At 65.2% G+C, this 24,806-nt stretch carries 32 protein-coding genes and 1 pseudogene; 15 read left to right on the forward strand and 18 right to left on the reverse strand.

The genetic code is table 11. The annotated features are described in order from the left end of the window. Positions 1 to 8: 8 nt before the first annotated feature. The 6 genes and pseudogenes from WH5701_RS11770 to WH5701_RS15820 all read left to right on the forward strand — a co-directional run bounded on the left by WH5701_RS11770 (position 9) and on the right by WH5701_RS15820 (position 4,726). Positions 9 to 935, forward strand: a complete 927-nt coding sequence (locus WH5701_RS11770) for an oxidoreductase (RefSeq protein WP_006172617.1) — start codon at positions 9 to 11, stop codon at positions 933 to 935. Beyond that, positions 932 to 2,224 (forward strand): hypothetical protein, encoded by a 1,293-nt coding sequence (locus WH5701_RS15805; protein WP_006172618.1) that lies wholly within the window; start codon positions 932 to 934, stop codon positions 2,222 to 2,224. Before WH5701_RS11770 ends, WH5701_RS15805 begins: the two co-directional genes overlap by 4 nt. Before the next feature lie 24 nt (positions 2,225 to 2,248). Further along, positions 2,249 to 3,490, forward strand: a complete 1,242-nt coding sequence (locus WH5701_RS11780) for a mechanosensitive ion channel family protein (RefSeq protein ID WP_006172619.1) — start codon at positions 2,249 to 2,251, stop codon at positions 3,488 to 3,490. Positions 3,491 to 3,562: 72 nt separating this feature from the next. Next, positions 3,563 to 3,712: pseudogene (locus WH5701_RS18810) on the forward strand (hypothetical protein); the annotation flags it as partial. A gap of 40 nt (positions 3,713 to 3,752) precedes the next feature. Continuing rightward, positions 3,753 to 4,148, forward strand: a complete 396-nt coding sequence (locus WH5701_RS15815) for a hypothetical protein (RefSeq protein ID WP_156776735.1) — start codon at positions 3,753 to 3,755, stop codon at positions 4,146 to 4,148. Between the two features lie 38 nt (positions 4,149 to 4,186). Next, a complete protein-coding gene (locus WH5701_RS15820; protein ID WP_006172622.1) occupies positions 4,187 to 4,726 on the forward strand; it encodes a hypothetical protein in 540 nt (179 codons plus the stop codon). 177 nt (positions 4,727 to 4,903) lie between these two features. Here the strand turns inward: WH5701_RS15820 and WH5701_RS11790 are convergent, their stop codons facing one another. Beyond that, complete coding sequence (locus WH5701_RS11790) at positions 4,904 to 5,887, reverse strand: IS5 family transposase (protein WP_006170118.1); 984 nt, start codon at positions 5,885 to 5,887, stop codon at positions 4,904 to 4,906. A gap of 102 nt (positions 5,888 to 5,989) precedes the next feature. On the opposite strand from WH5701_RS11790, the gene WH5701_RS17715 reads away from it, so the two are divergent. Further along, positions 5,990 to 6,166 (forward strand): hypothetical protein, encoded by a 177-nt coding sequence (locus WH5701_RS17715; RefSeq protein ID WP_006172623.1) that lies wholly within the window; start codon positions 5,990 to 5,992, stop codon positions 6,164 to 6,166. Positions 6,167 to 6,222: 56 nt separating this feature from the next. After that, entirely contained in the window at positions 6,223 to 6,612 is a 390-nt protein-coding gene (locus tag WH5701_RS11795) for a rhodanese-like domain-containing protein (protein WP_037981047.1), read from the forward strand. Positions 6,613 to 6,787: 175 nt separating this feature from the next. Here the strand turns inward: WH5701_RS11795 and WH5701_RS11800 are convergent, their stop codons facing one another. The 9 genes from WH5701_RS11800 to WH5701_RS11840 form a co-directional block, all read right to left on the reverse strand. Continuing rightward, positions 6,788 to 7,000 carry a hypothetical protein gene (locus WH5701_RS11800; protein ID WP_006172625.1) on the reverse strand — a complete coding sequence of 71 codons (213 nt, stop codon included), beginning with the start codon at positions 6,998 to 7,000 and terminating at the stop codon, positions 6,788 to 6,790. Positions 7,001 to 7,090: 90 nt separating this feature from the next. After that, complete coding sequence (locus WH5701_RS11805) at positions 7,091 to 7,276, reverse strand: hypothetical protein (protein ID WP_006172626.1); 186 nt, start codon at positions 7,274 to 7,276, stop codon at positions 7,091 to 7,093. Between the two features lie 42 nt (positions 7,277 to 7,318). Then, entirely contained in the window at positions 7,319 to 7,831 is a 513-nt protein-coding gene (locus tag WH5701_RS11810; protein ID WP_006172627.1) for an HPP family protein, read from the reverse strand. Beyond that, positions 7,828 to 8,103: an MSMEG_0570 family nitrogen starvation response protein gene (locus WH5701_RS11815; protein ID WP_006172628.1), complete on the reverse strand. Its 276-nt coding sequence runs from the start codon at positions 8,101 to 8,103 to the stop codon at positions 7,828 to 7,830. Before WH5701_RS11815 ends, WH5701_RS11810 begins: the two co-directional genes overlap by 4 nt. 60 nt (positions 8,104 to 8,163) lie before the next feature. Beyond that, on the reverse strand, positions 8,164 to 9,150 hold the full coding sequence (locus WH5701_RS11820; RefSeq protein ID WP_006172629.1) for a sll0787 family AIR synthase-like protein: 987 nt from the start codon (positions 9,148 to 9,150) through the stop codon (positions 8,164 to 8,166). After that, positions 9,147 to 9,800, reverse strand: coding sequence for an MSMEG_0567/Sll0786 family nitrogen starvation N-acetyltransferase (locus tag WH5701_RS11825; protein WP_006172630.1), 654 nt, complete (start codon positions 9,798 to 9,800; stop codon positions 9,147 to 9,149). Before WH5701_RS11825 ends, WH5701_RS11820 begins: the two co-directional genes overlap by 4 nt. Before the next feature lie 10 nt (positions 9,801 to 9,810). Next, positions 9,811 to 10,935: an MSMEG_0568 family radical SAM protein gene (locus WH5701_RS11830; RefSeq protein WP_006172631.1), complete on the reverse strand. Its 1,125-nt coding sequence runs from the start codon at positions 10,933 to 10,935 to the stop codon at positions 9,811 to 9,813. Then, on the reverse strand, positions 10,928 to 11,935 hold the full coding sequence (locus WH5701_RS11835; RefSeq protein ID WP_006172632.1) for a Nit6803 family nitrilase: 1,008 nt from the start codon (positions 11,933 to 11,935) through the stop codon (positions 10,928 to 10,930). The genes WH5701_RS11830 and WH5701_RS11835 overlap by 8 nt, the downstream gene beginning before the upstream one ends. After that, positions 11,936 to 12,418: an MSMEG_0572/Sll0783 family nitrogen starvation response protein gene (locus WH5701_RS11840; RefSeq protein WP_006172633.1), complete on the reverse strand. Its 483-nt coding sequence runs from the start codon at positions 12,416 to 12,418 to the stop codon at positions 11,936 to 11,938. Between the two features lie 330 nt (positions 12,419 to 12,748). On the opposite strand from WH5701_RS11840, the gene WH5701_RS11845 reads away from it, so the two are divergent. From WH5701_RS11845 to glnT, 4 genes are all read left to right on the forward strand, one after another. Then, positions 12,749 to 14,062 (forward strand): MSMEG_0569 family flavin-dependent oxidoreductase, encoded by a 1,314-nt coding sequence (locus WH5701_RS11845; RefSeq protein WP_037981335.1) that lies wholly within the window; start codon positions 12,749 to 12,751, stop codon positions 14,060 to 14,062. Continuing rightward, positions 14,038 to 15,009 (forward strand): fatty acid desaturase, encoded by a 972-nt coding sequence (locus tag WH5701_RS11850; protein ID WP_006172635.1) that lies wholly within the window; start codon positions 14,038 to 14,040, stop codon positions 15,007 to 15,009. The genes WH5701_RS11845 and WH5701_RS11850 overlap by 25 nt, the downstream gene beginning before the upstream one ends. Beyond that, positions 15,006 to 16,025, forward strand: a complete 1,020-nt coding sequence (locus WH5701_RS11855) for an alpha/beta fold hydrolase (protein WP_006172636.1) — start codon at positions 15,006 to 15,008, stop codon at positions 16,023 to 16,025. Before WH5701_RS11850 ends, WH5701_RS11855 begins: the two co-directional genes overlap by 4 nt. Positions 16,026 to 16,098: 73 nt before the next feature. Next, the gene (glnT, locus tag WH5701_RS11860; protein ID WP_006172637.1) at positions 16,099 to 17,355 is read left to right on the forward strand and encodes a type III glutamate--ammonia ligase; all 1,257 of its coding nucleotides are present in this window, start codon (positions 16,099 to 16,101) and stop codon (positions 17,353 to 17,355) included. On the opposite strand, the gene WH5701_RS11865 is transcribed toward glnT, so the two are convergent. Further along, complete coding sequence (locus WH5701_RS11865; RefSeq protein ID WP_006172639.1) at positions 17,316 to 17,831, reverse strand: pyridoxamine 5'-phosphate oxidase family protein; 516 nt, start codon at positions 17,829 to 17,831, stop codon at positions 17,316 to 17,318. The genes glnT and WH5701_RS11865 overlap by 40 nt on opposite strands. Beyond that, on the reverse strand, positions 17,832 to 18,428 hold the full coding sequence (locus WH5701_RS11870) for a glutathione S-transferase family protein (protein WP_006172640.1): 597 nt from the start codon (positions 18,426 to 18,428) through the stop codon (positions 17,832 to 17,834). A gap of 85 nt (positions 18,429 to 18,513) precedes the next feature. Between WH5701_RS11870 and WH5701_RS11875 the strand changes: the two genes are divergently transcribed. Both WH5701_RS11875 and WH5701_RS17720 read left to right on the forward strand, forming a co-directional pair. Then, positions 18,514 to 19,143 carry a TetR/AcrR family transcriptional regulator gene (locus WH5701_RS11875; RefSeq protein WP_006172641.1) on the forward strand — a complete coding sequence of 210 codons (630 nt, stop codon included), beginning with the start codon at positions 18,514 to 18,516 and terminating at the stop codon, positions 19,141 to 19,143. Between the two features lie 42 nt (positions 19,144 to 19,185). Next, positions 19,186 to 19,506, forward strand: a complete 321-nt coding sequence (locus WH5701_RS17720; RefSeq protein ID WP_006172642.1) for a hypothetical protein — start codon at positions 19,186 to 19,188, stop codon at positions 19,504 to 19,506. Positions 19,507 to 19,843: 337 nt separating this feature from the next. Here WH5701_RS17720 and WH5701_RS17725 read toward each other — a convergent pair whose 3' ends face one another. The 5 genes from WH5701_RS17725 to WH5701_RS18445 all read right to left on the reverse strand — a co-directional run bounded on the left by WH5701_RS17725 (position 19,844) and on the right by WH5701_RS18445 (position 23,752). Then, positions 19,844 to 20,872 (reverse strand): hypothetical protein, encoded by a 1,029-nt coding sequence (locus tag WH5701_RS17725; protein ID WP_006172643.1) that lies wholly within the window; start codon positions 20,870 to 20,872, stop codon positions 19,844 to 19,846. Then, positions 20,869 to 21,534, reverse strand: a complete 666-nt coding sequence (locus WH5701_RS11885; protein ID WP_232201892.1) for a hypothetical protein — start codon at positions 21,532 to 21,534, stop codon at positions 20,869 to 20,871. Before WH5701_RS11885 ends, WH5701_RS17725 begins: the two co-directional genes overlap by 4 nt. 28 nt (positions 21,535 to 21,562) lie before the next feature. Further along, positions 21,563 to 22,288: an MBL fold metallo-hydrolase gene (locus WH5701_RS11890; RefSeq protein WP_006172645.1), complete on the reverse strand. Its 726-nt coding sequence runs from the start codon at positions 22,286 to 22,288 to the stop codon at positions 21,563 to 21,565. A 247-nt stretch (positions 22,289 to 22,535) separates the two neighbouring features. After that, positions 22,536 to 22,721: a hypothetical protein gene (locus WH5701_RS11895; protein ID WP_006172650.1), complete on the reverse strand. Its 186-nt coding sequence runs from the start codon at positions 22,719 to 22,721 to the stop codon at positions 22,536 to 22,538. A gap of 401 nt (positions 22,722 to 23,122) precedes the next feature. Then, positions 23,123 to 23,752 (reverse strand): lipase family protein, encoded by a 630-nt coding sequence (locus WH5701_RS18445; protein WP_232201894.1) that lies wholly within the window; start codon positions 23,750 to 23,752, stop codon positions 23,123 to 23,125. 48 nt (positions 23,753 to 23,800) lie between these two features. On the opposite strand from WH5701_RS18445, the gene WH5701_RS18450 reads away from it, so the two are divergent. Continuing rightward, positions 23,801 to 24,250, forward strand: coding sequence for a hypothetical protein (locus WH5701_RS18450; RefSeq protein WP_232201896.1), 450 nt, complete (start codon positions 23,801 to 23,803; stop codon positions 24,248 to 24,250). Between the two features lie 31 nt (positions 24,251 to 24,281). Here the strand turns inward: WH5701_RS18450 and WH5701_RS11905 are convergent, their stop codons facing one another. Continuing rightward, positions 24,282 to 24,767: a hypothetical protein gene (locus WH5701_RS11905; RefSeq protein WP_156776738.1), complete on the reverse strand. Its 486-nt coding sequence runs from the start codon at positions 24,765 to 24,767 to the stop codon at positions 24,282 to 24,284. Positions 24,768 to 24,806 lie beyond the last annotated feature (39 nt).

A 24,806-nucleotide genomic window follows, 5' to 3' on the forward strand; every position in this document is an offset into this window, starting at 1 on the left:
CCATCCCGATGACCTGGACCACCGCCTCCATCCCCGACCAGAGTGGCCGGATCGCCCTGATCACCGGCGCCAACAGCGGGCTGGGGCTGGAGTCCGCCCGGGCCCTGGCGAGCCATGGGGCCACGGTGGTGCTCGCCTGCCGCTCCCGCCGCCGGGGGGAGGAGGCCCGCGCCGAGCTGCTGCCCGCCGCGGTCGCCGGCCTGGAGGTGCTCGAGCTCGACCTGGCGGATCTGGCCAGCGTGCGCGCCGGGGCCCGCTGGATGCAGGAGCAGTACGGCCGCCTCGATCTGCTGCTCAACAACGCCGGTGTGATGGGCCCGCCGCGGCAGCTCACCCGCGATGGCTTCGAGCTGCAGTTCGGCACCAACCACCTGGGCCATTTCGCCCTCACCACAGCGCTGCTGCCCCTGATGGAGGGACGCGCCGATGCCCGGGTGGTGACGGTGACCTCCGGCGCCCAGTACTTCGGCAAGCTGGCCTTCGATGACCTGCAGTCGGAGCGGCGCTACGACCGCTGGGCGGCCTACAGCCAGAGCAAGCTGGCCAATGTGACCTTCGCCCTTGAGTTGCAGCAACGGCTGGCGGCAGCCGGCAGCACGGTGTCGTCGCTGGCTGCCCACCCCGGGCTGGCGCGCACCAACCTGCAGCCCGCCTCGGTGGCCTCGAGCGGCTCCCGCTTCGAGAGCCTGGCCTACCGATTGATGGATCCCCTCTTCCAGAGCGCCGCCATGGGGGCCCTGCCCCAGCTTTATGCCGCCACGGCCCCCGAAGCTCGGGGCGGAGAGCACTACGGGCCCGATCAGTGGGGGGGCATGCGCGGCGGGCCCACCCAGGTGCGCATCGCCCCAGCGGCCCTCGATCCCCAGATCCGCCAGCGCCTCTGGGAGGTGAGTGAGCAACTGGTGGGCCAGGCCGCGCCAGCCGAGGCCGCATGACCGGCAGGAGCCCCATCGGCCGACGCCGCTGGCCGGGCGGTGGGGCGGCCCGATCCCTGCCGGCCGCCCTGGCCGCCATGCTGCTCTGCGGAGGCTGTCAGGGCTGGGGCGTACCCGACAGCCTCTTTCTGTACGTCGAGACCGATTCCACCAGAACCCCCCAGGTGGAGCTGGGTGACAGCGAACAGCGGGCCCGCAGGCTGATCGACGAATTCCGTCAGGTGAACCCCGGCGTCAGCATCCATGTCCGTCACCTCCCCAGCGATGCCTTCCTGAGCTCCACCGCCTTCCGGTCCTCCAGGGGGCTGGGCCCCGACCTGATGGTCACCCGGGTGGTGACCGCCCTGCGCCTGCATCAGCAGGGATTGAGTGAAGCGGTGACGCTCGATCCCGAACGGCTCGAAGAACTCGAGCCCCGCTTCCTCAACGATTTCCGCCTCGGCCGCCAGCTGCTGGCCGTGCCGCTGCTGGCCCAGCCGGAGGTGGCCTGCTACAACCGCCGGCGCGTGCCCGAGCCACCGCGCGATCTGACGGATCTGATCAACCTGAGTGCCAAGGGTCTGAAGGTCGGTCTGCCCCTGCGGCTTGGCGATCTCTACTGGACCAGCAGCGGCATGGAGGCCAACGGGGCTCTGGAGCGGCTGCTGGAGTCACCCAGCCCGAGAGGCGGCACGCTGGTGATCAGCACGAGCGATCGCCAGGACCTGCTGCGCTGGCTGAACTGGCTCAACAACGCCAACCTCCAGCAGAACGTGGAGTTCTCGGAAGAGGCGGTGGATCTGGTGCATCAGCTGGAGCAGGGCAAGCTCGACTGGATCAGCTGCAACAGCCTCTGGCTGGAACGGCTCGGCAAGAGCATGGGCCCGTCCCTGGGGGTGTCGCAGCTGCCGGGCAGCCCCGGCCAGCCGGCTCGGGGGCTCACCCGGCTGAAGGTCTGGAGTTTCGGGACGCACTCCACACCACGGCAGCGGGAGCTGGCCAAGGAGTTCGTGCTCTTCACCCTCAATCGGCTCAACCAGAAGCGACTGATGCTGTTCGCTCCGGGCAACCTGCCGGTGAACCGTAATGTGCTGATTCCCAGCAAGAGCTCCGCTGTGTTCGCGGCCCTGGCGGACAGCCTCGACCGGGCGCAGCTGATCAGCTTCTCTGACCCCGACCGGATCGAAACCCGCCTGGCCTGGATGGACGACATCCTGGAGCGCGCGATCGTGAATGCGGCCTCGCCCGCCGACGTGATGAAGGACATCCAGGCGGGGCCACCCGCTGCGCCTCCCTCCAGCAAGCCCTGAGCTCCGCCGTCCGCCCGATCGCCGATGCGCCTCTTCCTCTACGAGATCTCCGGTTGGCTGGGCTACCTGGCCCGGCCCCAGGTGATGCTCCAGGTGCTCAGCGGGGCTGTGCTGTATGCCGTCTACGCCATCTGGATCCGTCCCCACCTGCTGGGTCGGGGCCACCGGCTGGAGTTCCTCGGCAGCCTGGGCCTGCTGCTGGGCCTGCGCCTCAACGCCCTGGTGCTGGGCTGGCTGGGGTTCCCCAACGGCCTGGCCCATTACGTGGTCCAGCTGTTCACTCTCTGGATCGTTCTGGCTCTGGTGAAGCTGGTGGCTCGGCGCTGGTTCACCGCCGCGAGCATCGAGCGGTTCTACCGCCAGCTGGTGCGTCCACTGTTTGCGCTGGTGGTGGTTGGATCCCTGATCAACCAGCTGGATTCCCTGATCGATGTGGGCCGGATCCCCCTGATCACCCTGTTCGGCGAGCCGCTCACGGCCAGTGGCATCATCCTGATCCTGACCATCCCCTATTTCCTGGTGGTGGTGTCGGAATATGCGGTGGTGGGACTGGGGGACCTGCTGCAGCGGCTGCTGGGCTTCTCCAGCAGCACCCGGGTGGCGGTGGAGTTGGTCAGCCGTTACCTGGTGATCGCCTTGGGATCGCTGTGGGTGCTCAGGCGCATCGGGCTGAACAGCACGGCGATCGCCGCCGTGGCCGGTGGGTTGTCGGTCGGGCTCGGCTTCGGCATCAAGGAGGTGTTCTCCAACTTCGTGAGCGGCCTCTGGCTGCTGTTCGAGGGTTCCGTGCGCCCTGGCGAGATCCTCTTCATCGATGGGGATCCCTGCGAGGTGCGCAGCCTGGGGCTGCGGGCGGCGGTGCTCTGGCGCGACCGCGACAATGCCGAACTGGTGATCCCCAACCAGGACTTCTTCACCACCACGACCACCACCTACACCGGCAGCGATCGGATGCGCCGCAGCCAGGTGGAGGTGTCGGCCGCCTACCGCCACGACCCCGACACGGTGATCCAACTGCTGGAGGCGGTGGCCCGCTCCTCACCGAGGGTGCTGCTGCAGCCCCCGCCCAAGGCCCTGTTGCTGAGCTACGGCGACTCCAGCATCAACTACGCCGTGCGGTTCTGGATCGAGAATCCGATGAACAACGCCAGCATCAAGAGCGAGGTGAGCAGCGCCATCTGGCACCGCTTCAGCGAGGAGGGGATTGAGATTCCCTTCCCACAGCGGGTCGTTTCTATGCAGCCGGCCAAGCCTGATGAGCACTAGCTGTTTAGTTGTGTAGTCCCACCAGGTTGTTCAGCTGACAAGAGGGTGTGAGGCCCCCAGGGTGGGGGTGTCGCCGACCAGAACGTGAGTCAGATCATCGCGCAGGTGAAGCCCTATGCCGTGGATGTGAACAGTGGGGTGAAGGGACCAGATGGTTACAAGGACCCAGCCAGGCAGCAGGACTTCATGGCGGTAGGACGTCTCCCTGATGCAGTGGTGTGAGATCAACCGAAAGGAGTAACTACCCAGGGGAGAGATCACCATGACAACAACTGGACCAGAGGCAAGAAAGTCCAGCACGGTGCCCCTGCGCTGGGACGAGGTGTGGTTCACGAACTGCCCGATGGTGTCGGCGAACAACATCGATCAGGAGCTGGGCTGGTGCCGCGAGGAATTCAAGAAGATCGGCGTCGAGTACGCCTACTTCCGCCACGCGCCGGAGAACAACTGGTACCCCCACTACATTCACAACCTCGACAACCTGATTCGCTTCGGCGGGCTGAATCCGGCCATCCACGTTCACGCGGACCTTCGCCGCACCGTGTTGCTCGGAGCCACATGGGTCTATGAGGGTGGTGTCATGCAGGTGCGTGCACGCGACGAGATCTTCCGAGTGCAAGACCTGAAGGGCAAAAAATTGGCATTACCAAGAGCCTGAATACCATCAAGAATGACTGGTGGCGCATTCAAGAGCATATGGGGATCCTGAACATCCTCAAGCTACACGGAATGACTATCGACGATGTCGAACTTGTCGAATTTCCTTATGCGGACGACTGGTACGACGATCCCGCAATGCTCGTGCCGCCAATGAACAACCCGTCCGAGCTTTGGCTACGGCGCGACCACAAACACGACTACGCCTTTCGCCCACTGGAGAAAGCCCTGCTCGATGGGACCATGGACGCCATATACAACCAAATGGGACAGCTAGGGCAACTCTCGGAAGCAACAGGCAAGATCAAGGCTATCTACAATCTGGCTAACCACCCGGACTGGACGATGCAAGTGGCCAATACGCCGGCCGTCATCACCTGCACGGACGTGATGGCCAAGGAGCATCCAGAACTGGTGCTGGCCTACATGCGCGCCATGTTGAACGTTGGACTCTGGGCCAACCGGAACAAGCACGCGGCGGGCGAAATCCTTAACCGGCAAACCTTCTACCTTGACGCCGAGCATACCTACGAAGGCATCAAGGACGTCGACATGGTGCCGAGCCTAAGGAACCTCTGATCAAGACGCCTTAATCCGAATAATCTAGTCTCATTCTCATCAATGAGACGATACTGAGCAGATTTAGCCCACTTTTCGCTCAGAGAAGCCCTTGAAAAGACTTCAGGCAGTTCCCACCATTCGTTTTGGCTTGATTTCTGGATGATTATCGGTCTTTAGACACACTATACCCTTGCTTTACGCTGAATCAGGTATCCGTTCCCGTACCATCCAGAGGTTTGCCAGGGCAAAGAGCAACTTCAGCTTGAGGTCGTTCTTGCGGATACCTCTGTAGAAGACCTTCCGGAAGCCGAACTGACATTTGATGATTCGAAAGGGATGTTCCACTTTGGCGCGGAAGTGGGCTTTCGCCGTCTCAATCAGATCAAGAAGCCTGCCCTCAGGTGTCTCTGGAAGCACTCTGCGCTGGCCGGGCTTCATCGCAATCCTGAACTCAGCCTCGCAGTCCTGGAAGTCGTTTCGTTTCTCGATGCCGATGTGGCCGGCATCGCCGTAGATGAGGCGTTCATCCCCATGGAGCCGTTCAGCTGCTGTGTTCAGCTCATGAACATTGGCGGCGGTGCTCTCAACAGAGTGGACCAGGCCAGATGCGGCATCAACTCCGATGTGGCAGCGCATTCCAAAGAACCACTGCTTGCCCTTGGCCACTGAGTGCATGTCAGGATCCCTCTCCTTGGCCTTGTTCTTGGTGGAGCTGGGGGCATTGATTATCGTGGCATCAAGGATCGTTCCTTCCCTCAGCATCACTCCTCTCTCGCTAAGCATCTGGTTCACACCCTCAAGAATCTGCTCCGCGATCCGGTGCTCTTCCAGCAGATGGCGAAAGTTGAGAATCGTCGTCTCATCAGGGATCCGGCCATCCATCGTCTCGATCCCTGCGAAGCGGCGGAAGCAGGGCGTATCGATCAGCATCTCCTCCATCAATGGATCTGAAAGCGTGAACCACTGCTGCAGCAGATGGATCCGCAGCATCACCTCCAAAGGAATCGGCGGACGACCTCCTTTGCTGGAGGGCTTGTGATACACGGGCTCAATCAAGGCCAGAAACGCTTCCCAGGGAACCGTGGCCTCCATCTCATCCAAGAAGCGCTGGCGGCGCGTCCTCTTTTTGGCGTAGATCTGCTCGTAGTCCGTGAAGCCCAGCTGGAGAGGGTCGGCCATCCGTTCCAGTCTCAGTCTTGGATCTGGACTGATTTTAGCGGGTTTTTCAGGGGTTCCCTAAGTGCTCAGAACCTCGAATGTATCCGGATCGGGAAGGATTTCATGTTTAAGCACGGTTACATCAAGAACGATTTTGATGTGGACGAATGGGCCCAGCCGAAGTTCCTCGAAGAAGCTGCTCATCAGGTTCTTGAAGAGGAATGGGAGCGCAGGAGTTGGAGCAAGATGGCCCACGGTAGCGGGCTCGAAGCGAAGGGTACGCAGTTGGGGTTGGGCTGACGGCAGGCAAGAGCAGAGCGTTGGGCCAGCAACACACTTTGGAGAGGCTGAACAGCATGAGCATCACCGCCCACGAGCTGGTTGAGCAGGCCCGCGCCCGGATCGAAGCTGTCACGCCGCAGCAGGCGTTCGAGGAGCTCTCCACCGGGAAGGCCGTCGCCCTGGATATACGGGAGCCCTCCGAGTGGGAGGAGCACATCGATGGCGCGGTGCAGGTGCCCAGGGGTCTGCTCGAGTTTGCCGCTGATCCCACCAGTGCGCGCCATCACGATGCGCTGGATCCCAGCGCTCGGGTGATCGTCTACTGCCGCTCCGGCACGCGCGCGGCCCTTGCCGCACTGACGCTGCAGACCCTCGGCTTCACGCACGTCGCCAACCTCGAGGGCGGCTTCGTGGCCTGGAAGGAAGCGGGCCTGCCCTGGATCGAGCACCACGCTGATCTCTGAAGCCCGGTCGGAGAACCTCCAAAGCAGTACAACAACACACCCAGGCCGCACGTGGCTCTTCGTAACGGGAGAGCGGTTGTGCGGTGGGCGGCCGTGGACTGGATCAGGGCACCCCGACGGATGGCAACTGGGGGGTCACATCCACCAACGCGAAGGTGTCGTCGCCCATCCGTCGTCAGGGAGGAGAGCAGGAGCACTGGGACCCGGGGCCGCCCCCACCGGCACGGTTGGCGCTGGTGAGGAAGTTGCACTGGAGCACCCAGCGGAGGTTGCGGGTGGGGGGATCACGCAGGTCCTCGCAGGATTGGCTCAGCAGGGAGGCGCAGGGCCTGGCAACGGCCAGCTTGAGCACGGTGGTGGCTCCCCAGGATTGCCCCAGGGCCACCATCTGAAGCGGCTCGGGGCGATGCGAGACGGGGATGGGGAGGGGGGACTGCAGAAACCTGATCAGCCTGGCGTCGAACTGGCCATCGGTGGCCTAGTCGAGCTGGGCGAGGTCGCTGTTGCCCTGAAGGAGGCTCTGGGGGGACCGCAGTTCCGACACCCGAACGCTCAGATCGGTTTCCAGAATCGAGAGGTGAATCTCGATCAGGTCCAGATCCCTGGCAGGCGGCGCGAGGAGAAGTCCGAGCCCGAACAGGAAAAGCAGGCGCAGGAACGGCACTTTGGTGATGTCCGTAGCTCCCGGCAGTTGCGGCCCTCTCGCTCACCAGTACTTCGGGTAGCGGCTCTCGCGCACGGCGTTGTTGTAGATGAGGGCCACCAGGGTGACGACCAAAGCGCCGAGCAGGGTGGGCAGCAGCAGGAAGTCCCAGCCTGGCTGGAGCAGAAACACGATCACTGGGTTCGATCCCGCGGGGGGATGCACCGTGCCGGTGGCCATCATCAGGGCGATCGCGGTGGCCGCAGCCATCGCCATCGCCCACCACGTCGGCCCGAACAACGTGAGGAACACCAGGCCCGTGGCGGTACTGAGGGTGTGGCCCAGCACGATGTTGCGGGGCTGGGAGAAGGGCACATCGGGATAGCCGAAGGCCAGCACGCAGGTTGCGCCGAAGGAGCCGAGCACGAACGGCTGGGTGAGGCCCAGCCGCAACAGGGCCACCGCTGCGATCGCCAGCAGACCACCGATCCAGGCCATGACGATGGCGCGTGTGGGAGGACGTGGGGGCAGCGGAGCCCGGTCGCCCAGGAACTTGCGCAGGTAGGGGCGGCTCATGGCGCGCTGATGTGCACCAGCTGATCGTCCGCGTAGACCGTGGCGGTCTGGAGCAGTTGGCGCTCCTCCTCATCGGCCCGGGTGCAGGCGAAGCCGTACCGCGCCCGCACCCTCTCGGAGGCCATGCGCAGGGCCTCCGTTCCGCGGCTAGCGAGCTCCGCTACCGCCAGGCTCTGGCCAGGCTGGAGGTAGTTCAGGATCACGGTGGAGGGTGAGTAGAGCACCGTGGTGCGGCCATCGGGCCACTCCACGTTCAGATGGACTTCGGGCACGGTGCCTGAGGGAGGACTGGACCGGATCCTCCAGGACGCAGCCAACACCGGTGGTAGGCGTCAACACAGGGCCCCGAATCCCGTGAGTGCCTCATCGCCAGACCAGAGCTGATGGCACTGCCCCGCCTGCCGCAGGCTGAGCCCCCCACCAACCGGACCGAACCGACCGATGCAGGCCAGCTGCAGATCGGCGAACGGCGCCACGGCTGCCGCCAGGGCCCCGGCCCGCTCGGGACCTGCTGCCAGCAGATAGCCATAGCTGGGAAAGCAGCACAGCCAGTCGTCAAGGCTGACGCCAGCTGGCGGGGAGATGGCATCGAGATCGAGCTCCAGGCCGCAGCCCGAGGCCTCAGCGAACATCACGGCCGTGCCGATCAGCCCTCCCATGCTGATGTCCTTGGCCGCATGAACCGTGCCGGATTCCGCCAGCTCGGCCATCAGGGCCAGATGACGGCGCAGCAGCGCGGGCTCCGCTGTGGTGGCCGCATCCCAGAAGGGATAGGGATGGTGGACGTGGCCGCTGGTGTTGATCAGCAGATGGCAGTGATCGCCTGGGCGTGCGCAGCGGGCCGAGAGCACCGGGCCCTTAGCCACCCCCAGCACGGCCACCGAGAGGGCGTTGTAGGGGCTGTGCAGATTCGTGTGCCCTCCCACCACAGGCACCTGGAACGTCTCCGAGGCCACGCGCAGGCCATTGAGGATGAGATCGGCGTGGCTGGCATCACCACTCCAGAGACTGTTGACCACCGCCAGGGGCCGCCCGCCCATGGCGGCGATGTCGCTGAGGTTCACCAGCACACCGCTCCAGCCCGCAAACCAGGGGTCCTGATCGACCAGATCGGGATGGAGACCCTCGCAGGCCAGCAGCAGGGAGCCTGTGGCGGCGGGCAGCAGGGCAGCGTCATCGCCAAGGGCCGCCGCCACGCCGAGAGCCGGGAAGGGGAGATGGGGGAAATGGGCCGCGGGCCGCTGGATGTCCGTTTTCCCGCGCCAGCCAGCCAGCTGTCGCAGGCGCGCGGCCAGGGCCTCCAGATCGGGCTCACTCATGCCGCCTGAGGCAGAGGCAACTCGGGTGGCAACTCGGGTCGGCGCTCAATCGACGGGATGTAGTACTCGAGGTCGGCCTCCATCAGATGGTGGCTGACACCGCGAATCTCCAGGGTCTCGACCGAACACCAGTGCAGGCGCCGGAAGAAGCGCACATTCTGGATCTGCACCGTGGCCAGAAACCGATGGCAGCCCCAGCCATGGGCCGTGGTGACGGCCTTCCAGATCAGGCCCTTGCCGATCTGGTTGTGGCGGCGGAAGTCGGCAGCCACCCCCAGTCGGCCGCCATACCACAGGCCTGGGCTGGTCTCGAGGATGCGCACCACCCCCACCACCGAGCCAGCTGCGCTGCCGCCATGGGTCAGGGCCGCGATCGGGTAGGCCAGATCATCGCTCGCATCGCGATCGGAGGCTTCGAACAGGTGCTGCTCCTCGCAGAAGATGCGGCTGCGCAGGCTCCAGTAACCCGCCAGCAGGGAGGAGCCGTGGCGCAGCAGGTGAAAGGAGAACTGATCGGAGCTGGCGCCCGGGGAGAGGCGGAAGTCGTCGGCATCGACACCGAGCCCCCAGCGCACCGAGGGCGTGTAGGCCGCCGGCGCGGAGCTGGGACTGCGGCCGATCTCGTGGCTGGAGGGGTCAATGAAGAACATCGCAGTCGGCTCAGGAGGGGCTGGGCCCGCTGGACTCGAACAGGGACAGGGCGGAGCAGGCGCCGCACTTGGCGCAGCCCGCCGTCATCGCGGCCGAGCTCAGATCGGAGACCTCCAGGAGCCCTCCCACCGCCGTGTAGACCTCCACCATGAAGTCGGTGCTGGGGGCTGGATGGTGCTCCAGCGGGGTGCCGGCGATCGGCACGAATGGCACCACGAAGGGGTAGACGCCCAGGGCGATCAAGCGCTCACTGCAGCTCACGATCGATTCCGCGCTGTCGCCCAGCCCGGCGAGCAGGTAGGTGGACACCTCACCCCGGCCGAAGACGGCCACCGCCTGCTCGAAGGCGGTGAAATAGCGCTCGAGGCTGAGCTCGGCCTTGCCGGGAAGGATGCGCCGGCGCACCTCGGGCTCCACCACCTCCAGGTGCATGCCGAGGCTGTCGACACCGGCCTCCTGCATGCGCCTGAACCAGATCGGATCGTCGGGGGGCTCGCACTGGGCCTGGATCGGCAAGGGCACCCTCGCCTTGACGGCGCGGGCCGTTTCAGCCATCAGCCGGGCACCACGGTCGTCGGTGTTGGGGGTGCCGGTGGTCATCACCAGCTGCTTCACACCATCAAGCCGCACGGCCGCTTCTGCCACCTCGGCCACCTGCTCTGGGGTCTTGCGCGCCAGGGTGCGTCCGTCGTCGAGCGATTGCTCGATCGCACAGAACTGGCACGACTCAGCACGGTCGCGAAAACGGATGCAGGTCTGCAGCAGGGTGGTGGCCAGCACATCGCGGCCATGCAGCAGGGCGATCGAGCGGTAAGGCGTGCCGTCGGAGGTGCTGAGCCCGTAGAAGCGGGGTTCAGGCGGGGTGTCCACCAATTGTCGGGAGCCGCTCTGGTCGCGGTGCCTCAGCCAGACCATGCCGTCGTCATGGCGTTCCAAGGCATAGGGGGAATCCTGGGAGGCGGTGTTGTAGACGGGCACCATCACGGTGGTGCCATCGACGCTGATGGCACGGTGATCGGAAGGGCCGGCCCCGCCACGTCGGCCGGGATTGCCGCCAACGGCGGGCACCGCCACGCCATTCACCTGCAGCTCGGTGACCAGACGGCCCAGTGCGGCGGAAGCAGGCTCAGCCATGGGCCGAAATCTCCAGCGGGGGCAACGAGGTTGCGGTGATGGGCAAGTCCAAAGGAGCCTGAAGTGGAAGCCCGGGCTGGTCCTCGATCAGACGGGCCGGTGTGCGATCGATGCGCAGACCGAGCAGATCAGGGCGGCTGTAGTGGCCCACGCTGTCCATCATTCGCTTGCGTTTGGTGATCAGTGACGGATCCAGCTCGGCGATGGCCAACCCTTCGCCTTCAGGGAGCGGCCCGGCCAGATAACGGCCCTCGGGGCTGATCACTGCGGTGTGACAACCACCCTGGAAGGCCTTGTGCAGCGAGGCGTCCGGCGTGATCGTGGCCAGATCGGCGGGATCCAGCCAGGCCGTGGAGCTGATCACGAAGCATCCCGCCTCCAGGGCGTGGTGACGCAGGCTGACGGCCGTCTGCTCGCTGAAGATCGGCCCCACCAGCGAGCCCGGGAACTGGGCGCAGTGGATCTCCTCCCCCTGGGCCATCAGGCTGAATCGCGCCAGGGGGTTGTAGTGCTCCCAGCAGGCCAGGGCACCGACCCGGCCGAGGGACGTGGGCACCACGGTCAGGCCGGCCCCATCACCCTGGCCCCACACCATCCGTTCGTGATACGTGGGAGTGATCTTGCGGCGCTTGAGCAGCACCGTGCCGGTGTCGTCGATCAGCAGCTGGGCGTTGTAGAGGCTGCCGCCGTCGCGCTCGTTGATGCCCAGCAGCACGTACATCCGATGACGACGGGCCGCCTCCGCGATCCTGTCGATCGCCGGGCCGGGAACCACCACCGCTTGCTCATAGAGCAGCAGATGCGAGCGGCCCATCAGCACGGGCGGTTCGATGAAGGAGAAGTAGGGGTAGTAAGGGAGGAACGTTTCCGGAAAAACGATCAGCTGCACCGACGCTGCAGCCGCCTCGGCCATGGCCTCCAGTACCCGAGCCAGAGACCCGTCCAGGCTGTGAAGCACAGGACGGATCTGGGCGGCTGCAACAACGATCGGCGCCTCCATTCAGAGCGTCCAGGTATCGAGAATGAAGGCACCCTCCTTGCGGTGCATCAGGATGATGTCAAGCACATCGAGGGGATTGATGGGACGAATACCCGGAATCAAGGCGCCTTCGCCATGGCCATAGAGCGCCTGAAGGGCAAATCGGCAGGCATACACTTTGCCGCCCTGATCCATGAACTTCTGAATGCGGGCATTGAAATTGAGATGGCCGTCGAAGGCGGCATCACCAAGCTTGGGGAAGCCCCGCTGCACACCGAGGGTGACACCAGGGCCATAAAGAAGGATTGAGGTCTCGAAGCCCTTGTTGATCAGACGGCTGGCCTGGAGCAGGTTCACCAGACCGATGGAGCCTTCGAAGGCCACCGTGTGAAAGGTGACCAGCGCCTTCTCGCCCGGCTCGGCCTTGACATCAGGAAAGACTTTCTCTTCGTAGTCAACAAGAAAATTTCCTGCTTGGTGAGCGGGATGGGTAACCTCGGGCATCGATGAAGGGCCTGGCTAAAAAGCAACAATCAAGACCCTTGCACAGCCCATGTTTCGTTCTGTGTAGCCACTGCCACAGAATCACCAGGCCACCAGGGAGAGCGGACTGTGGCGGGCCGTCACCCGCGATTCGTCACGATCGCTACCGTCAATCAACTCTGGATATCAGAGGATTTTGGACCAACCCAAGGGCGAACTCGTTCAAGGACGGGTTGCTTCAAGACGATCAGGGCAACGTCCGCGACATCGCCATGACCAGCGTGACGATCGAACCGTGACAGCCAGGACATTCAGCACGCGCCCGTGAACCGAAGCCAGCGGACCAGCCTCATCACCAGCTCAGATCCTCCCCCGTCCGACGCCGCCGTCCTGCGCGTGCCGGTGGTGGTGATCGGTGCCGGCCAGGCCGGCCTGTCGGTGGCCAGCTGCCTCCAGCAGCAGGGACTGACGCCAGTGGTGCTCGAAAGGCACCGGGTCGCCCACTCCTGGCAGCACCAGCGCTGGGATTCCTTCTGCCTGGTCACCCCCAACTGGCAATGCCGCCTGCCGGAGTTCCCCTACGACGGCGACGATCCAGAGGGGTTCATGGGCCGTGACGCGATCGTCGACTACCTGCGCCGCTTTGCCTATCACGCCGCCGTGCCGGTGCGGGAAGGCATTGCCGTTGAACGCCTGCAACCCCTGGAAACCGGTGGTTACCGCCTGAGCACCAGCGACGGAGTGATCGAGACCCCGCAGGTGGTGATCGCCACCGGCGCTTACCACAGGCCCCGGCGCCACCCGCTGGCGGCCCGCCTGCCGGCCAGGCTGCTCCAGCTCGACGCCCGTGACTACCGCCGCCCCGACCAGCTGCCCGACGGGCCCGTCCTGGTGGTGGGCAGCGGCCAGTCGGGCTGCCAGATCGCCGAAGACCTCTTCCTGGCCGGCCGTCGTGTTCACCTGAGCGTGGGTTCGGCTCCCCGTTCACCCCGTCGCTATCGCGGCAAGGACGTGGTCGACTGGCTCGATCGCATGAGCTACTACGACACCCCGATCGAGCAGCATCCCGATCCCCGCTCGGTGCGTCGCAAGACCAATCACTACCTCACCGGCCGCGACGGTGGCCGGGAGATCGATCTGCGCCGTCGTGCCCTCGAAGGGATGGTCCTGCATGGCCGGTTGGAGGAGATCAGCGTCAGCGGCTTCCGCTTCGCGCCCGACCTGGCGGCCAACCTCGATGGTGCCGACGCGGTCTACCGCCGCATCCGCGCCAGCATCGACACCTACATCGAGTCCAACGGTCTCGAAGCACCCGAAGACCCCGCCTACGAACCCTGCTGGCAGCCGCCACCACAGGACCCACCCCTGGATCTTGGCGATGAACCACTGGCGGCCGTGATCTGGTGCACGGGCTACCGCTCCGACTTCCGCTGGGTGGAGGTCCCCATCTTCGATGGAGCCGGGGAGCCGGTGCATCAGCGCGGTGTGACCCCCGCGGCAGGCCTCTATGTCCTGGGGCTGCCCTGGCTGCACACCTGGGGCTCGGGCCGCTTCTGCGGCGTCGGCTCCGATGCGGCCTATCTGGCCGGCCTGATCCGCCGTCAGGTGGATCGTCGCGATGCCAACCAGGAACGGTTGGAATGCACGGCGTTGCTGGGATCCTGAGGTCCGTGACCACGAGCCAACCGGCCATCAAGGCGGCCCCTGCCGAGCTGATTCCCGCAGAAACCCTGAGCGAGCTCAACCTGCGCAGGGATGGGGCCGGCTGGTGGCAACTGGCGGGCCATGGGGGGCTGATCCTGGTCAGCGGGCTGATCTGGGGGGATGCTCGTCTGCCCTGGGCGCTGCGGCTGCCGGCCCTGCTGCTGCTGGGCTGGGGCCTGGCCTTCGCCTTCTGCGCCATGCACGAATGCGGCCACCGCACCGCCTTCGCCAGCCGCCGCCTCAACGACGCCGTGGCCTGGTGGGCCGGAGTGCTGAGCTTCTACAACGCCGATTTTTACCGCCGCTACCACCAGTGGCACCACCGCCACACCCACCAGCCCGGCCTGGACCCGGAGCTGGAGGATCCGCCGCCCACCAGCCGCTGGGCCTACCTGCTGGAGTTGAGCGGCCTGCCCTGGTGGATCGGCAAGCTGCGGAGCCACGCCGCCGGCCTGCGCGGCGACTTCAGCGGCCGCCCCTACATCCCCGCCGAGGCCGCCCCGGCGCTGCGCCGCTCGATCCGCCTCCAGTTCGCTGTTTATGGGCTGGTGCTGCTGCTGTCGATTCCGGGGGGCAACGGCGTTCTGCTCTGGCAGTGGCTCCTGCCGCTGGCCCTGGGGCAGCCCCTGCTGCGCTTCGTGTTGCTGGCTGAGCACGGAGGCTGCAGCACCGCCGCCGACGTGCTGCGCAACACCCGCACCACCCGCACCCTGGCGCCGCTGCGCTGGCTGATGTGGAACATGCCCTTTCACGTCGAACACCACCTGATGGCTTCGATTCCCTTCCATGCCCTGCCGGCGGCCCACGGCTGGATCGCCGGGAGGCTGGAGCACAACGATCCGGGCTACCTGGCGGTGCACAGGGCGTTCCTGGCCGATCCGTCGAGGCTGGCGCTGCCACCGGCATGAGCGTGGCTGCGGCGACCCAGGGCCGGGATGCTGTGTTTGAGCTGGGGTCCTTTGCGCTCAGCTGCGGCAGGGATCTGCCCAACGCCCGCCTGGCCTACAGGGTGTTCGGCGAACTCAACGCAGAACGCTCCAACCTGGTGCTCTACCCCAGCTCCTACGGCGCCTGGCCCGAGGACATCGACTGGGTGGTGGGCCCGATTCTCGATCCAGCCCGTTTCTGCGTGCTGCTGGTGAGCCAGTTCGGCAACGGCCGCTCCAGCAGCCCGAGCACCAGCGCCATGGGGCTGGCCGAGCAGGGCTGGATCTTCCGCCATACCGACAACGTGACCGCCCAACAACGCCTGATCCAGGAGGTGTACGGGGTGGAGCGTCTCGCCCTGATCTACGGCTGGTCGATGGGGGCACAGCAGGCCTACCACTGGGCGGCCCTGAAGCCCGAGGCGGTGGAGCGGATCTGCTGCCTCTGCGGCACAGCCCGCACCACGCCCCACAACCGCCTGTTCCTGCTCAGCCTGCGCCAGGCCCTCACCGCCGATCCCGCCTGGGATGGGGAGCGCTTCAGGGCCACCCCCGAGCAGGGGCTGCGCAGCTTCGCCCTGATCTACGCCAGCTGGGCCGCCAGCCAGGCCTACTACCGGCAGGGCAGGCACGAGGCGCTGGGCTACGGCAGCGTGGAGGAGTATGTGGAGCGCAGCTGGTTACCCGCCTACAGCCGCCACGATCCCCGCGATCTGCTGGCGATGCTCGACACCTGGCTGGCCAACGATCTCGGCGCCGCCATGGGGAGTTCCCTGGCCGACGCCCTGGGGCGGATCACGGCCCGCACCACCGTGATCGCCGGCTCCCACGACCTCTATTTTCCACCCGACGACTGTGCCGAGGAAGCCGCCTGCATCCCCGGTGCCCGCTTCGAGCGGCTGGAGTCGGTGCTCGGGCACCGGGCCGGCAATCCCCGCAACGCGCCGGCCGAGCAGGCCCTGATCCGGGCCGCCCTCGAAGGCCTGCTGATGGATTGATCCACCGGGCTGCTTACGCCGCCCTGATCCGACCGACCAAATCCCTCTATTCCGCCCACCCCCCGCTGAGCCCATGACCGACCTGGCCCGCTACGCCGCCGACCACGGACTCCGCCATTTCCTCTTCTCCTTCTCGGATCTGTTCGGGGTGCAGCGCGCCAAGCTGGTGCCGGCGAGTGCCGTGAACCAACTGGCCCGCGATGGCGCCGGCTTCGCGGGCTTCGCCGCCTGGCTGGCGATGACCCCGGCCGATCCCGATGTGCTCGGCCTGCCCGATCCCGCCAGCCTGGCGGTGCTGCCCTGGCAGCGCAGCGTGGCCTGGGTGGCCACCGATCTGCAGGTGGAGGGCCGGCCACTGGAGCAGTCGCCGCGCTGGGTGCTGCGCCGCCAGCTGGAACGGGCAACGCAGCTGGGCTACAGCTTCCGCACAGGAGTGGAAGCCGAGTTCTTTCTGCTGCAGCCCGGCGGCACGGCGATCGCCGATGTCCACGACACCCAGAGCAAACCCTGCTACGACCAGCTGGCGCTGATGCGCCAGTTCGAGCTGATCGGCGGCCTGCTCGAAGCGATGGAGGAGCTGGGCTGGGGGCCCTACCAGGCCGATCACGAGGATGCCAACGGCCAGTTCGAGATCAACTGGACCTTTGCGGATGCCCTGGTGACCGCCGACCGCCACGCCCTCTTCCGGGTGATGGCCCAGTCGATGGCGGAACCGCTGGGCGCTCGGGTGAGCTTCGGGCCCAAGCCCTTCCCCCAGCTCACCGGCAGCGGCGCCCACCTGCACCATTCCCTCTGGGACGACTCGGGCCGCAACCTCTTCCACGACCCCCGTGGCGAGCTGGGTCTCTCGCGGCTGGCCTACCACTTTCTGGGGGGGCTGCTGGAGCACGCCCCGGCCCTGTGCGCCATCACCAATCCCACAGCCGAGAGCTACGCACGCCTGGGGGGCCAGACCACCAACTCAGGCGCCACCTGGTCACCGGGCTGGATCAGCTACGGCGGCAACAACCGCAGCCACATGGTGCGCATCCCCGACGACCAGCGCCTGGAGCTGCGCCTGGCCGACAGTGCCGCCAACCCCTACCTGCTGCCGGCGGCGGTGCTGGCCGCCGGTCTCGACGGCCTTGAGCGGCAGCTCGACCCCGGCCCCCGCAACGACGCCAACCTCTACACCGACCCGCCGGCTCCCGGCACCGCGACTCCGCTGCCCGCCACCCTCAAGGAGGCCCTCGCCGCCTTCGCCGCCGACACGGTGCTGCGCGAGGCCCTGGGGGAGTCCTTCTGCCAGGCCTACGAAAGCCTCCGCGCCCGCCATTCCGCCTCGCTGTAGCGGGGGGTGATGTGCTGGGGGCAGTTCCAGTCGTAGCCGCTGACGCGGATGCGGATCACCCGCTCGACCTGGTCGGACTCGGACTCGCCTGCGGGGAGGCTGATGGCGTCGCCATCGATCTTGAGGCGACGGCGAGCGGGGTAATCCATCAGGAACAGCGCCACCCGGGGATCCTTGCTCAGATGTCCCACGGTGAGCAGCTGGCGGTTGCCGCCGAAATCGGCGAAGGCCAGGGTGTGCGCATCGAGCAGGCGCAGGAAGCCCACGGGGCCGCCCCGGTGCTGGATGTAGGGGGCGCCGTCCTCGGTGAGGCTGGCGATGTAGAAGCTGTCGCGTGCGGCGATGAAGGCCGCCTCCTGCGGGCCGAGCGGATCCGGTCCCGCGGCGGCCGGCACCGGCTGAGCACGGCCATAGGCCCGCTTCTGCTCGGCAAGCACGGCGGGGGTGAAGTGACGCTGCAGGTAGTGCTCCGCCATCTAGGCCCCCATGGCGCGGAAGCCAGCCAGCGCTTCAATCCGCCCCAGCCAGGCGTTCACGTGTTCATAGGGGCTCAGATCGATCTGGCCGTCGGGGGCGAGATGGATGTAGGGGTAGACGGCCACATCGGCGATGGTGGGGCGGCCGAGCGCCAGCCAGGGCTGGACGGCGAGATGCCCATCCAGCAAGCGCAGCACCGCCTCCGACTTCTGCCGGGCGCGCTCGATGTTGATGCTGCTCACCCCCAGCAGGTGATGGAGGCGGGCATGTTCAGGGCCCTGTTTGATCTCACCGGCGGAGAAGGCCAGCCAGCGCACCACTTCCGCGAGGCCGACGGCGTCGAGGGGCAGCCAGGCGTCACCGCCGTAGCGCCGGGCCAGGTACACCAGGATCGCGTGGGAGTCGGCGAGGGTGAACTCCCCATCCACCAGCACCGGCACCTGGGCGGCCGGGTTGAGAGCCAGGAAGGCGTCCTGCTTGTGCTCCCCTGCCATCAGGTCAACCCGGATCCAGCGGTACTCGAGCTGCAGCAGGTGAAGCAGCAGGCGTGGGCGGTAACTGTTGCCGGAGATCTCGTGGCCGTAGAGGGTGATCATGGGGTAGACCGAACGGTCGATACAGCACAACACTACAGACCGTTCGGTCTAGCAAGTACCCTTGATTGAGCCTTCGTCACATCCAGTGGCTCCAGCGCCCGTCAGCTCCAGCACCACCACCAGCTCCGGTAAGCGCGAGCAACTGGTGGACGCGGCCCTGGAACTCTTCGGACGAGACGGCTACCGGGCGGTGGGCATCGAGGCGGTGCTGCAGCGGGCCGGGGTCGCCAAGATGACCCTTTACAAGCACTTCCGCTCCAAAGAAGACCTGATCGCGGCGGCGTTGAACCGTCGGGCCGCGGAGATCAGCGCCGAAATCAGCGCCAAGGTGGCCGCCGCCTCCAGCCCCACGGAGCGGATCCTGGCGCTGTTCGACTGGCTCGAGAGCTGGTTCCGCTCCCCCGGGTTCCATGGCTGCCTGTTCCTCAAGGCCGCCAGCGAGTACCCCAATCCCGGCGATCTGCCGCGGCAGGCGGCGGAAGCGTTCAAGTCCTCCTGCCGTGAGCTGCTGCTTGAGCTCTGCAGCGCCCTGCCAGGGGCGGTACCGGCGGCTACCACTCAGCTGGCAGCACAACTGGAGCTATTGATCGAGGGCGCCACCGTGGTGGCCTTTCTGCAACGTCAGCCGGATGCGGCCACCACGGCCCGCCGGGCAGCGGCGCTGCTGATCAACGCCAGTCCAGGCGGCAGCTCAGTGCTATCGAGCCGAGGATGACGGTCAAAGCCCTTCCATTACCGTGATCTCCCAGCCGCCCCGGTGAACCGCGCCGAGAAGCTGGTGATCGATGACATCCGCTACGTCAGCAAGGACGGGGCCGAAACCTCGGTGATGTTCGAGGTGGTGATGTACCGCTACATCGACGAAGTCGGCCGGAAGCCATACAGAAATCCCGGCTGGTGGACCACAGCACTACAGACCGTTTGGCCTTCAAGCACGCTGGCTTCAGCTTCGTCACATCCAGTGGCTCCAGCCCCCCTCAGCACCGGCGGCGGTCCTGCAGATTGCTGCCTTCACAATGGCTTTGTTGTCCCTGTTGTGCGCTGGTGCAAACGCCCCATCCCTGAGCTCTGCTGCTGACCCTGGCGGCCGTCGTGGCTGGCTGTCAGGGCGTACCCACGCCTCAGGCCAAGGCTGTGACTAGCAAACAACCGTAGTGAGAGCGGGGTTGCGGAGGAAGCGGCAGGAAAGGCTCACGGTAGATCACGTCCAGCGCAGAGCCTAGAACTTACCAGGCAATGAAGCAGCTGCAAGCATAACAATCATCCTGGCTTACGACAATTTCTTGCAGAACAGCTCTCTGGCCTCATGCAGCGGCAAACAGGTGAATAGTGAATTCCCTGCTCCGGCATTCGTCAGTCCCAGGCCTGCGTTGGGGCTCAGTTGAGCTCCGCAAGAAAGGAGGCCTCAGAGACGATCAATCTCCATAGGCAACTTGACAGGCTGCATTCAGCAGCTGAGCCTCCTCAGCTGTTTCAGGTGTGCGCCCATTGAGGGTGCCCTGCTTACAGTCGGCTGTGAACTCCACCAGATTTGAGCCGCTGTTGGCAGCAAAGGTAATGCTGTCGGTGCCGACAGGCTCAACACTGGGGTAGTACAGCTCGTAGCTCGTCTCGGGCACCTCGATGTAGGTGACCTGATTGTCAATGGCATCATCCACCAAGCTGGTGATGGCGGCGGTGGTGGCCAAAGCGCCGACACCCCAGGCCACGGATCGGGCACCCCACCAGCCCCAGGGCGGAGAACTCCAGCCGCCATACCAGCCGTAGGTCCAGGGGCGAGCAGCGCCCCAGCCAGGTCGGGCCCATCCGGACCAGGTGTTGTCCCAGCGGTTGTCGGCACGATCCCCCCTCAGGTCGGTGCGATCCGAGACCCGATCACTGCGGTTGTCCTGCCGGTCAGTGCTGCGGTCTGTTCGGCTCGACTGGCGGGTATCGGTGCGGTCGGTGCGCTGGTCCTGGCGGCCGCCGGCGTTGTCCTGGCGCCCCTGCTGACGGGAGGTCGAGGCATCACGGCGATCTGCCTGGGTGGTGCTGCGATCGCTCTGCCGGGCCCCGGCATTGGTCTGACGCTGGCCTTGTCCGCTGACGGACCGCGAGCTGCCCGTGGACGTTGACCGCGGCGAGGAGGACCGTGACGAGCCGCTGCTCCAGCCACCGGAAGGTTTCTGACTGCCGCGGAACGAACTGCCACCGCCGCTGTATGTGCTGAAACCGGTACGACCACTGGAGCCTCCGCTGCGCCCGCCACCAGAGCTGCGGCCACCTCCACCACCGCCGCGACTTCCGCCGCCGCCGCGTCCGCCGCCACCCCGGGCGATCTGGAACTCATCAACGCTGGCGGCATCAGCCGAGTTGAGCCCTGAGGCAGCCGCGGAGTCAATCGGCGGTAATGCCAGCGCAAACCCAAGGCATGCAGCGGTACCCAGTCGAAGGAATCGTTTCATTGCTCGATCGCCTCCCGGAGACGACGGCATCCCTCATCAAAACAGACAATATCGACTCGTCCATTGGTGCCGAAGCTGAGGCCCACCAGATCTCGACCGGCGTAGGTCCGCCCGGCTTCCTCACGAACACTGTTGAGGTAGTTGGGATTGACCACACAGAAGGCGCGGTCGTTGAAGCAGAGTTGGTTGGTGTTGAAGCGGATGGAAGCGTTGCGGGCCGGGGTCCAGGCGCCAGTGGCAGGATTCAGGCCCTCAATCCGCACATAAGGATCATCGAAGACCCGGTAGGTCACCTTGGTGGCCCCGATCTTGTGGCGATACTCAGTGGACTCTCCCACGTCCACGGCCTCCACCGTGCAGGGGACGGGGGCAGCGCCCTTGAGGGAGCACGTGGTGGTGATGGTATAAAGCGACTGGGCCATGACGGCGCCAGGCAAGGCAACGCCCCCCAACAAGACCGCACTGCCGAAGGGAATCAGAAATCGAAACCGGGTCATGGAGGGAGCAGGGGAGTGGGTGGGCAGGGCTGATGGTTTCAAGGTGGGATGCCGTGGCGCCCCGATCACCATTCCGTCACCGATCGCCATGGTGAGTACACGCCCAACCGTCATCAGCCCATGGCGGGCATGCTTCTCATGGGCATGCAGCTCAATGACGGGCACCAACAGCGAGGTCGGCCAGCGGCGACGGTCAGGCCGAATCGAAGGTGTCCCTGAGCACGCCAGCCAGATCGCTCAGTAGCTGATCACTCCTGCCGACAAAGGACGAGCCGTGCATGACGGCCAGGGCCTCCGGCCTGAGCTCAGCCAGTGCCTGCAGCACAGATTCCGTATGCCTGGTGTAGGGCATATAGGACGCCAGGGGACCTTGCTGCATCTGCTCCATGCCCTGAAGTGTTGGCCCGATCAGGTCGGAGGAGGTGAGCGGAGCCACATCCCCGAAGTGATGGAACAGATCAGAACAGAACAAGGTTTTGCTCGTCTCTTCGAACAGCAAACCGGCGTCCCACCCGTGGGGCAGGTGCGGGGAAGGGTAGAAGCGGTAGCGATACCGACCGGTGCTCAGCACATCATCAGGGAGCATGCCGCGGGCAGGTCGTATCGAAAAGTCGTCGACACTCACGAGTTTGCCCACGAGCGTGCAGACAGGCTGGGCCTCAGGTGCCAGCTCCAGCCAATTGTTGAGGCCGCCGATCTCATCGGATTCGAAATGGCTCCAGGCGATGTACTGAAGCTTGGCGGGATCCATCAAGGTGGCCACCGCATCCCGCAGGGCAGGGAACATCCCCTTCAAGCCGGCGTGGAACAGCAATGGCTGCTCATCGCGCACCAGGAAATGGTTGAACTGCATGTCAAAGTCCGGAACATAAATCGAAAGCCGGAACAGGTCTGGAGCAATTTCAGCAATGCTGGTCATGGCTCAAGGAATGACAATGAAAACGCTGGCATAAGTGGGCTATAGCCTCGCCATTGAGAGAGCCCAATCCTGATCTTTAGGCTAGACCCAAGAGAAGCTCATGCCCGCTGATTGTGATCAACGGGCATGAAGCTCAGAGCCTGATTGGCACGCAAGCCCCGCCCAGGGTCGGCCGCCGCCAACACGAGCAATCCTGAACTTGCCGTGAAGTGGAGCGGAGGACAGGTCTGCAGATTCCCCTGGCAGCTCACCGGGCAGCGCCGGAAAAGGCCCATGGGGTCGGCGACACCAGATCCGTCTTCAGGACTCTTTCAGCCGCCAGTTCCGCCTGCAGATCCAGGAGGCTGATCAGCAGTCCATCTGGGTGGTGCCTGGCCATGCCCATCGCCCGGCAGAACCCTCCCTTGCGGGTGTGGTGAGCTGCCGCTGACATCGGTGGCCTGAACTGGCACAGGAGAGGGGGAGAGAGGCAGCGCTCCGGCGCCTGATGAAAGATCTGAAAATCATGCGTCCTCCATCATTCCTGTTCGCTTCTGCCGTTCTCCTTGCCACCTCAGGCCTTGGGTTATCGGCACAAGCCAAGGAGAGCCGGCCCAACATCGAAGTTTCAAGCATGATGCACGATTGCCATGGCGAAGTTGCCGCCAAGGAACGCGTCATGGTGGAGGACCGGCATGCGATTGCACCGGCTTGGCGGCCGAAAAGTTCAAGCGAAGCCCTCGCTTCATCACCACAAACCAGCCCAGCCGTCAGTCGAACGGCACCTACAACCCCAGTGGTGTGTTCAAGGGCATCGTCAAGAACTGAGCAGACTCCAGCCCTGGCAGCCCGCGGTCACTGCGGCACCAGCTTGATACTGGCGAGGGGCTGTTCCCGTTCCTGATCCACCGCCAGGCGATAGGCGCTAATGAAGTGGTTCGGGCCGATGTCTCCGGAAGCGCTCGTGAAGCCCCAGGGCTCACCAAGGTGGACGTAGATGATGTCCCTCGTTCTGGTCGGTGGCAGGGTGGGCACCAGGTCGGCCTGGTTCACAATGCGGTAGCTGTTGGGCACGAGCCGGCTGAAGGCTTCAGCGAAGGCAGGGTTGCCCAGCCGCGGTCCGGCATAGGTGTAGAGCCTCAGATTGTCTCGGAAGCTGGGGATTTTCTGGGCGATGTCGAGGGCGGCCAGGCTGGCCAGGGGTGAACCAAGACTGTGGCCGGAAACGAACAACGGCTTGGTCGGATCGAGGTGTCGCGCGGCGTCGATCACGGGCCGGGACAGACGGGCATAGATGCTGGCGAATCCATCGTGGATGGAGCCGGCAAACTCAAGCTCCGGCACCTCCCGGGCGACCACCTGATTGGCGCGGAGGGTCTGGAACCATTCATATCCCCGCTGCGTTCCCCGCAGAACCAGCAGGTGATGGCTGGGGCCGCTCAGCACGAAGCCCCAGTACACAGGAAAGCTCCAACGGATGACCATGGCCGGGCCGGTCCGGCCGGCAAAGCCGGTGATCAACCTGCTGAGGCGATGGCTTCCTGCCAGAAGCGGATCGCGCCCACTCCTTTGATCGAGATCGATGCGCTGCTCGGCATTCACCGTTTCTGGCCCCTTGATGGAGGCAAACTGCGTGTAGCCAGAAAACCGGTCGCTATAGGTGGGCAGTCCCCGGATGGAGCCATCAAACGAAAGATTGAACTTCCCCGTGAGGTACTGTTCGGTCGCCAGCCGGCTGGCCTGGATCAACGTCTTCGAGATGGATCGATCGTAGGGGAGGTTGGGGGCTTGAAGATTCAGCCCCGCAAGGATTCGTTCCACTTCGGCCGTGGCTTCCTTGTCACCTTCGATCGCATTCGTCACGGCACGGTTCACCACATCCGGACTGTTGAGGAGCTGATCGGTGAGATCTGCCTGCTCGTATTGGAAGGACCGGCGGCGCAGGAATTCGCTCACGCCGGAGGCCGCTCCGGTGATGGCTAGCCCAGCCAGGAGCACTCGCCGTCGGCTCCACTCAGCCATGGTTCAGACCGGCGTCCTGCCGGCGAAAACGACGCAGAAATCCGTTCATGAAGAACTGGTTGGCCCCGGCCCCCAGAGTCCAGCCACCGCTCATCAGGGCGGCGGATAGGGCGTAGTGATCAATCATCGGAAGCCAGGCACCCAGGAAAACAAGCGTCGTCCAGGCGAGAATCGCAACCGCACAGGCACCCAGACCATTCATGACCCACCCCCCGATCGCGATGGGATTGGCGGTGAGGCTGAATTGCCAGTTTCGGGCGATGTCCCACAGCAGCTTCATCAACAGAACCACCGCGATCACCAGGACCGGCGTGAGGAAGGCAGGAAACATCCCCACAATCGCCAGACCGATCGCGTAATCCACCACCATTCCCTGGGCGCAGTGATAGCGGCGCGCCAGGCCTGCGGCGTCGGGAGTCCAGGAACTGGACTCTGGAGTGGCGGGGGGCATCGACGGGATCGGGGGCATGGATGGCATGGTGTGGGGGGATCAGGCCCAGGAGATCCAGGCGACTGC

Origin of the sequence: Synechococcus sp. WH 5701, assembly GCF_000153045.1 — a bacterium.
Classification (GTDB): Bacteria; Cyanobacteriota; Cyanobacteriia; order PCC-6307; family Cyanobiaceae; genus Regnicoccus_A; species Regnicoccus_A antarcticus.

Bases quoted from the DNA above. Each gene is read 5' to 3' on its own strand.
- WH5701_RS18450 (WP_232201896.1), top strand. From the start codon at position 23,801: ATGGCTTCCTGCCAGAAGCGGATCGCGCCCACTCCTTTGATCGAGATC.
- WH5701_RS11835 (WP_006172632.1), bottom strand. From the start codon at position 11,935: ATGGAGGCGCCGATCGTTGTTGCAGCCGCCCAGATCCGTCCTGTGCTT.
- WH5701_RS11890 (WP_006172645.1), bottom strand. From the start codon at position 22,288: ATGACCAGCATTGCTGAAATTGCTCCAGACCTGTTCCGGCTTTCGATT.
- WH5701_RS15805 (WP_006172618.1), top strand. From the start codon at position 932: ATGACCGGCAGGAGCCCCATCGGCCGACGCCGCTGGCCGGGCGGTGGG.
- glnT (WP_006172637.1), top strand. From the start codon at position 16,099: ATGACCGACCTGGCCCGCTACGCCGCCGACCACGGACTCCGCCATTTC.
- WH5701_RS17715 (WP_006172623.1), top strand. From the start codon at position 5,990: ATGTTTAAGCACGGTTACATCAAGAACGATTTTGATGTGGACGAATGG.
- WH5701_RS17725 (WP_006172643.1), bottom strand. From the start codon at position 20,872: ATGAAACGATTCCTTCGACTGGGTACCGCTGCATGCCTTGGGTTTGCG.
- WH5701_RS11830 (WP_006172631.1), bottom strand. From the start codon at position 10,935: ATGGCTGAGCCTGCTTCCGCCGCACTGGGCCGTCTGGTCACCGAGCTG.
- WH5701_RS11855 (WP_006172636.1), top strand. From the start codon at position 15,006: ATGAGCGTGGCTGCGGCGACCCAGGGCCGGGATGCTGTGTTTGAGCTG.
- WH5701_RS11825 (WP_006172630.1), bottom strand. From the start codon at position 9,800: ATGTTCTTCATTGACCCCTCCAGCCACGAGATCGGCCGCAGTCCCAGC.
- WH5701_RS11820 (WP_006172629.1), bottom strand. From the start codon at position 9,150: ATGAGTGAGCCCGATCTGGAGGCCCTGGCCGCGCGCCTGCGACAGCTG.
- WH5701_RS11810 (WP_006172627.1), bottom strand. From the start codon at position 7,831: ATGAGCCGCCCCTACCTGCGCAAGTTCCTGGGCGACCGGGCTCCGCTG.
- WH5701_RS15820 (WP_006172622.1), top strand. From the start codon at position 4,187: ATGGGGATCCTGAACATCCTCAAGCTACACGGAATGACTATCGACGAT.
- WH5701_RS11905 (WP_156776738.1), bottom strand. From the start codon at position 24,767: ATGCCATCCATGCCCCCGATCCCGTCGATGCCCCCCGCCACTCCAGAG.
- WH5701_RS11780 (WP_006172619.1), top strand. From the start codon at position 2,249: ATGCGCCTCTTCCTCTACGAGATCTCCGGTTGGCTGGGCTACCTGGCC.
- WH5701_RS11770 (WP_006172617.1), top strand. From the start codon at position 9: ATGACCTGGACCACCGCCTCCATCCCCGACCAGAGTGGCCGGATCGCC.
- WH5701_RS11840 (WP_006172633.1), bottom strand. From the start codon at position 12,418: ATGCCCGAGGTTACCCATCCCGCTCACCAAGCAGGAAATTTTCTTGTT.
- WH5701_RS11850 (WP_006172635.1), top strand. From the start codon at position 14,038: ATGCACGGCGTTGCTGGGATCCTGAGGTCCGTGACCACGAGCCAACCG.
- WH5701_RS11870 (WP_006172640.1), bottom strand. From the start codon at position 18,428: ATGATCACCCTCTACGGCCACGAGATCTCCGGCAACAGTTACCGCCCA.
- WH5701_RS11895 (WP_006172650.1), bottom strand. From the start codon at position 22,721: ATGTCAGCGGCAGCTCACCACACCCGCAAGGGAGGGTTCTGCCGGGCG.
- WH5701_RS11795 (WP_037981047.1), top strand. From the start codon at position 6,223: ATGAGCATCACCGCCCACGAGCTGGTTGAGCAGGCCCGCGCCCGGATC.
- WH5701_RS15815 (WP_156776735.1), top strand. From the start codon at position 3,753: ATGACAACAACTGGACCAGAGGCAAGAAAGTCCAGCACGGTGCCCCTG.
- WH5701_RS11800 (WP_006172625.1), bottom strand. From the start codon at position 7,000: ATGGTGGCCCTGGGGCAATCCTGGGGAGCCACCACCGTGCTCAAGCTG.
- WH5701_RS11790 (WP_006170118.1), bottom strand. From the start codon at position 5,887: ATGGCCGACCCTCTCCAGCTGGGCTTCACGGACTACGAGCAGATCTAC.
- WH5701_RS18445 (WP_232201894.1), bottom strand. From the start codon at position 23,752: ATGGTCATCCGTTGGAGCTTTCCTGTGTACTGGGGCTTCGTGCTGAGC.
- WH5701_RS11865 (WP_006172639.1), bottom strand. From the start codon at position 17,831: ATGGCGGAGCACTACCTGCAGCGTCACTTCACCCCCGCCGTGCTTGCC.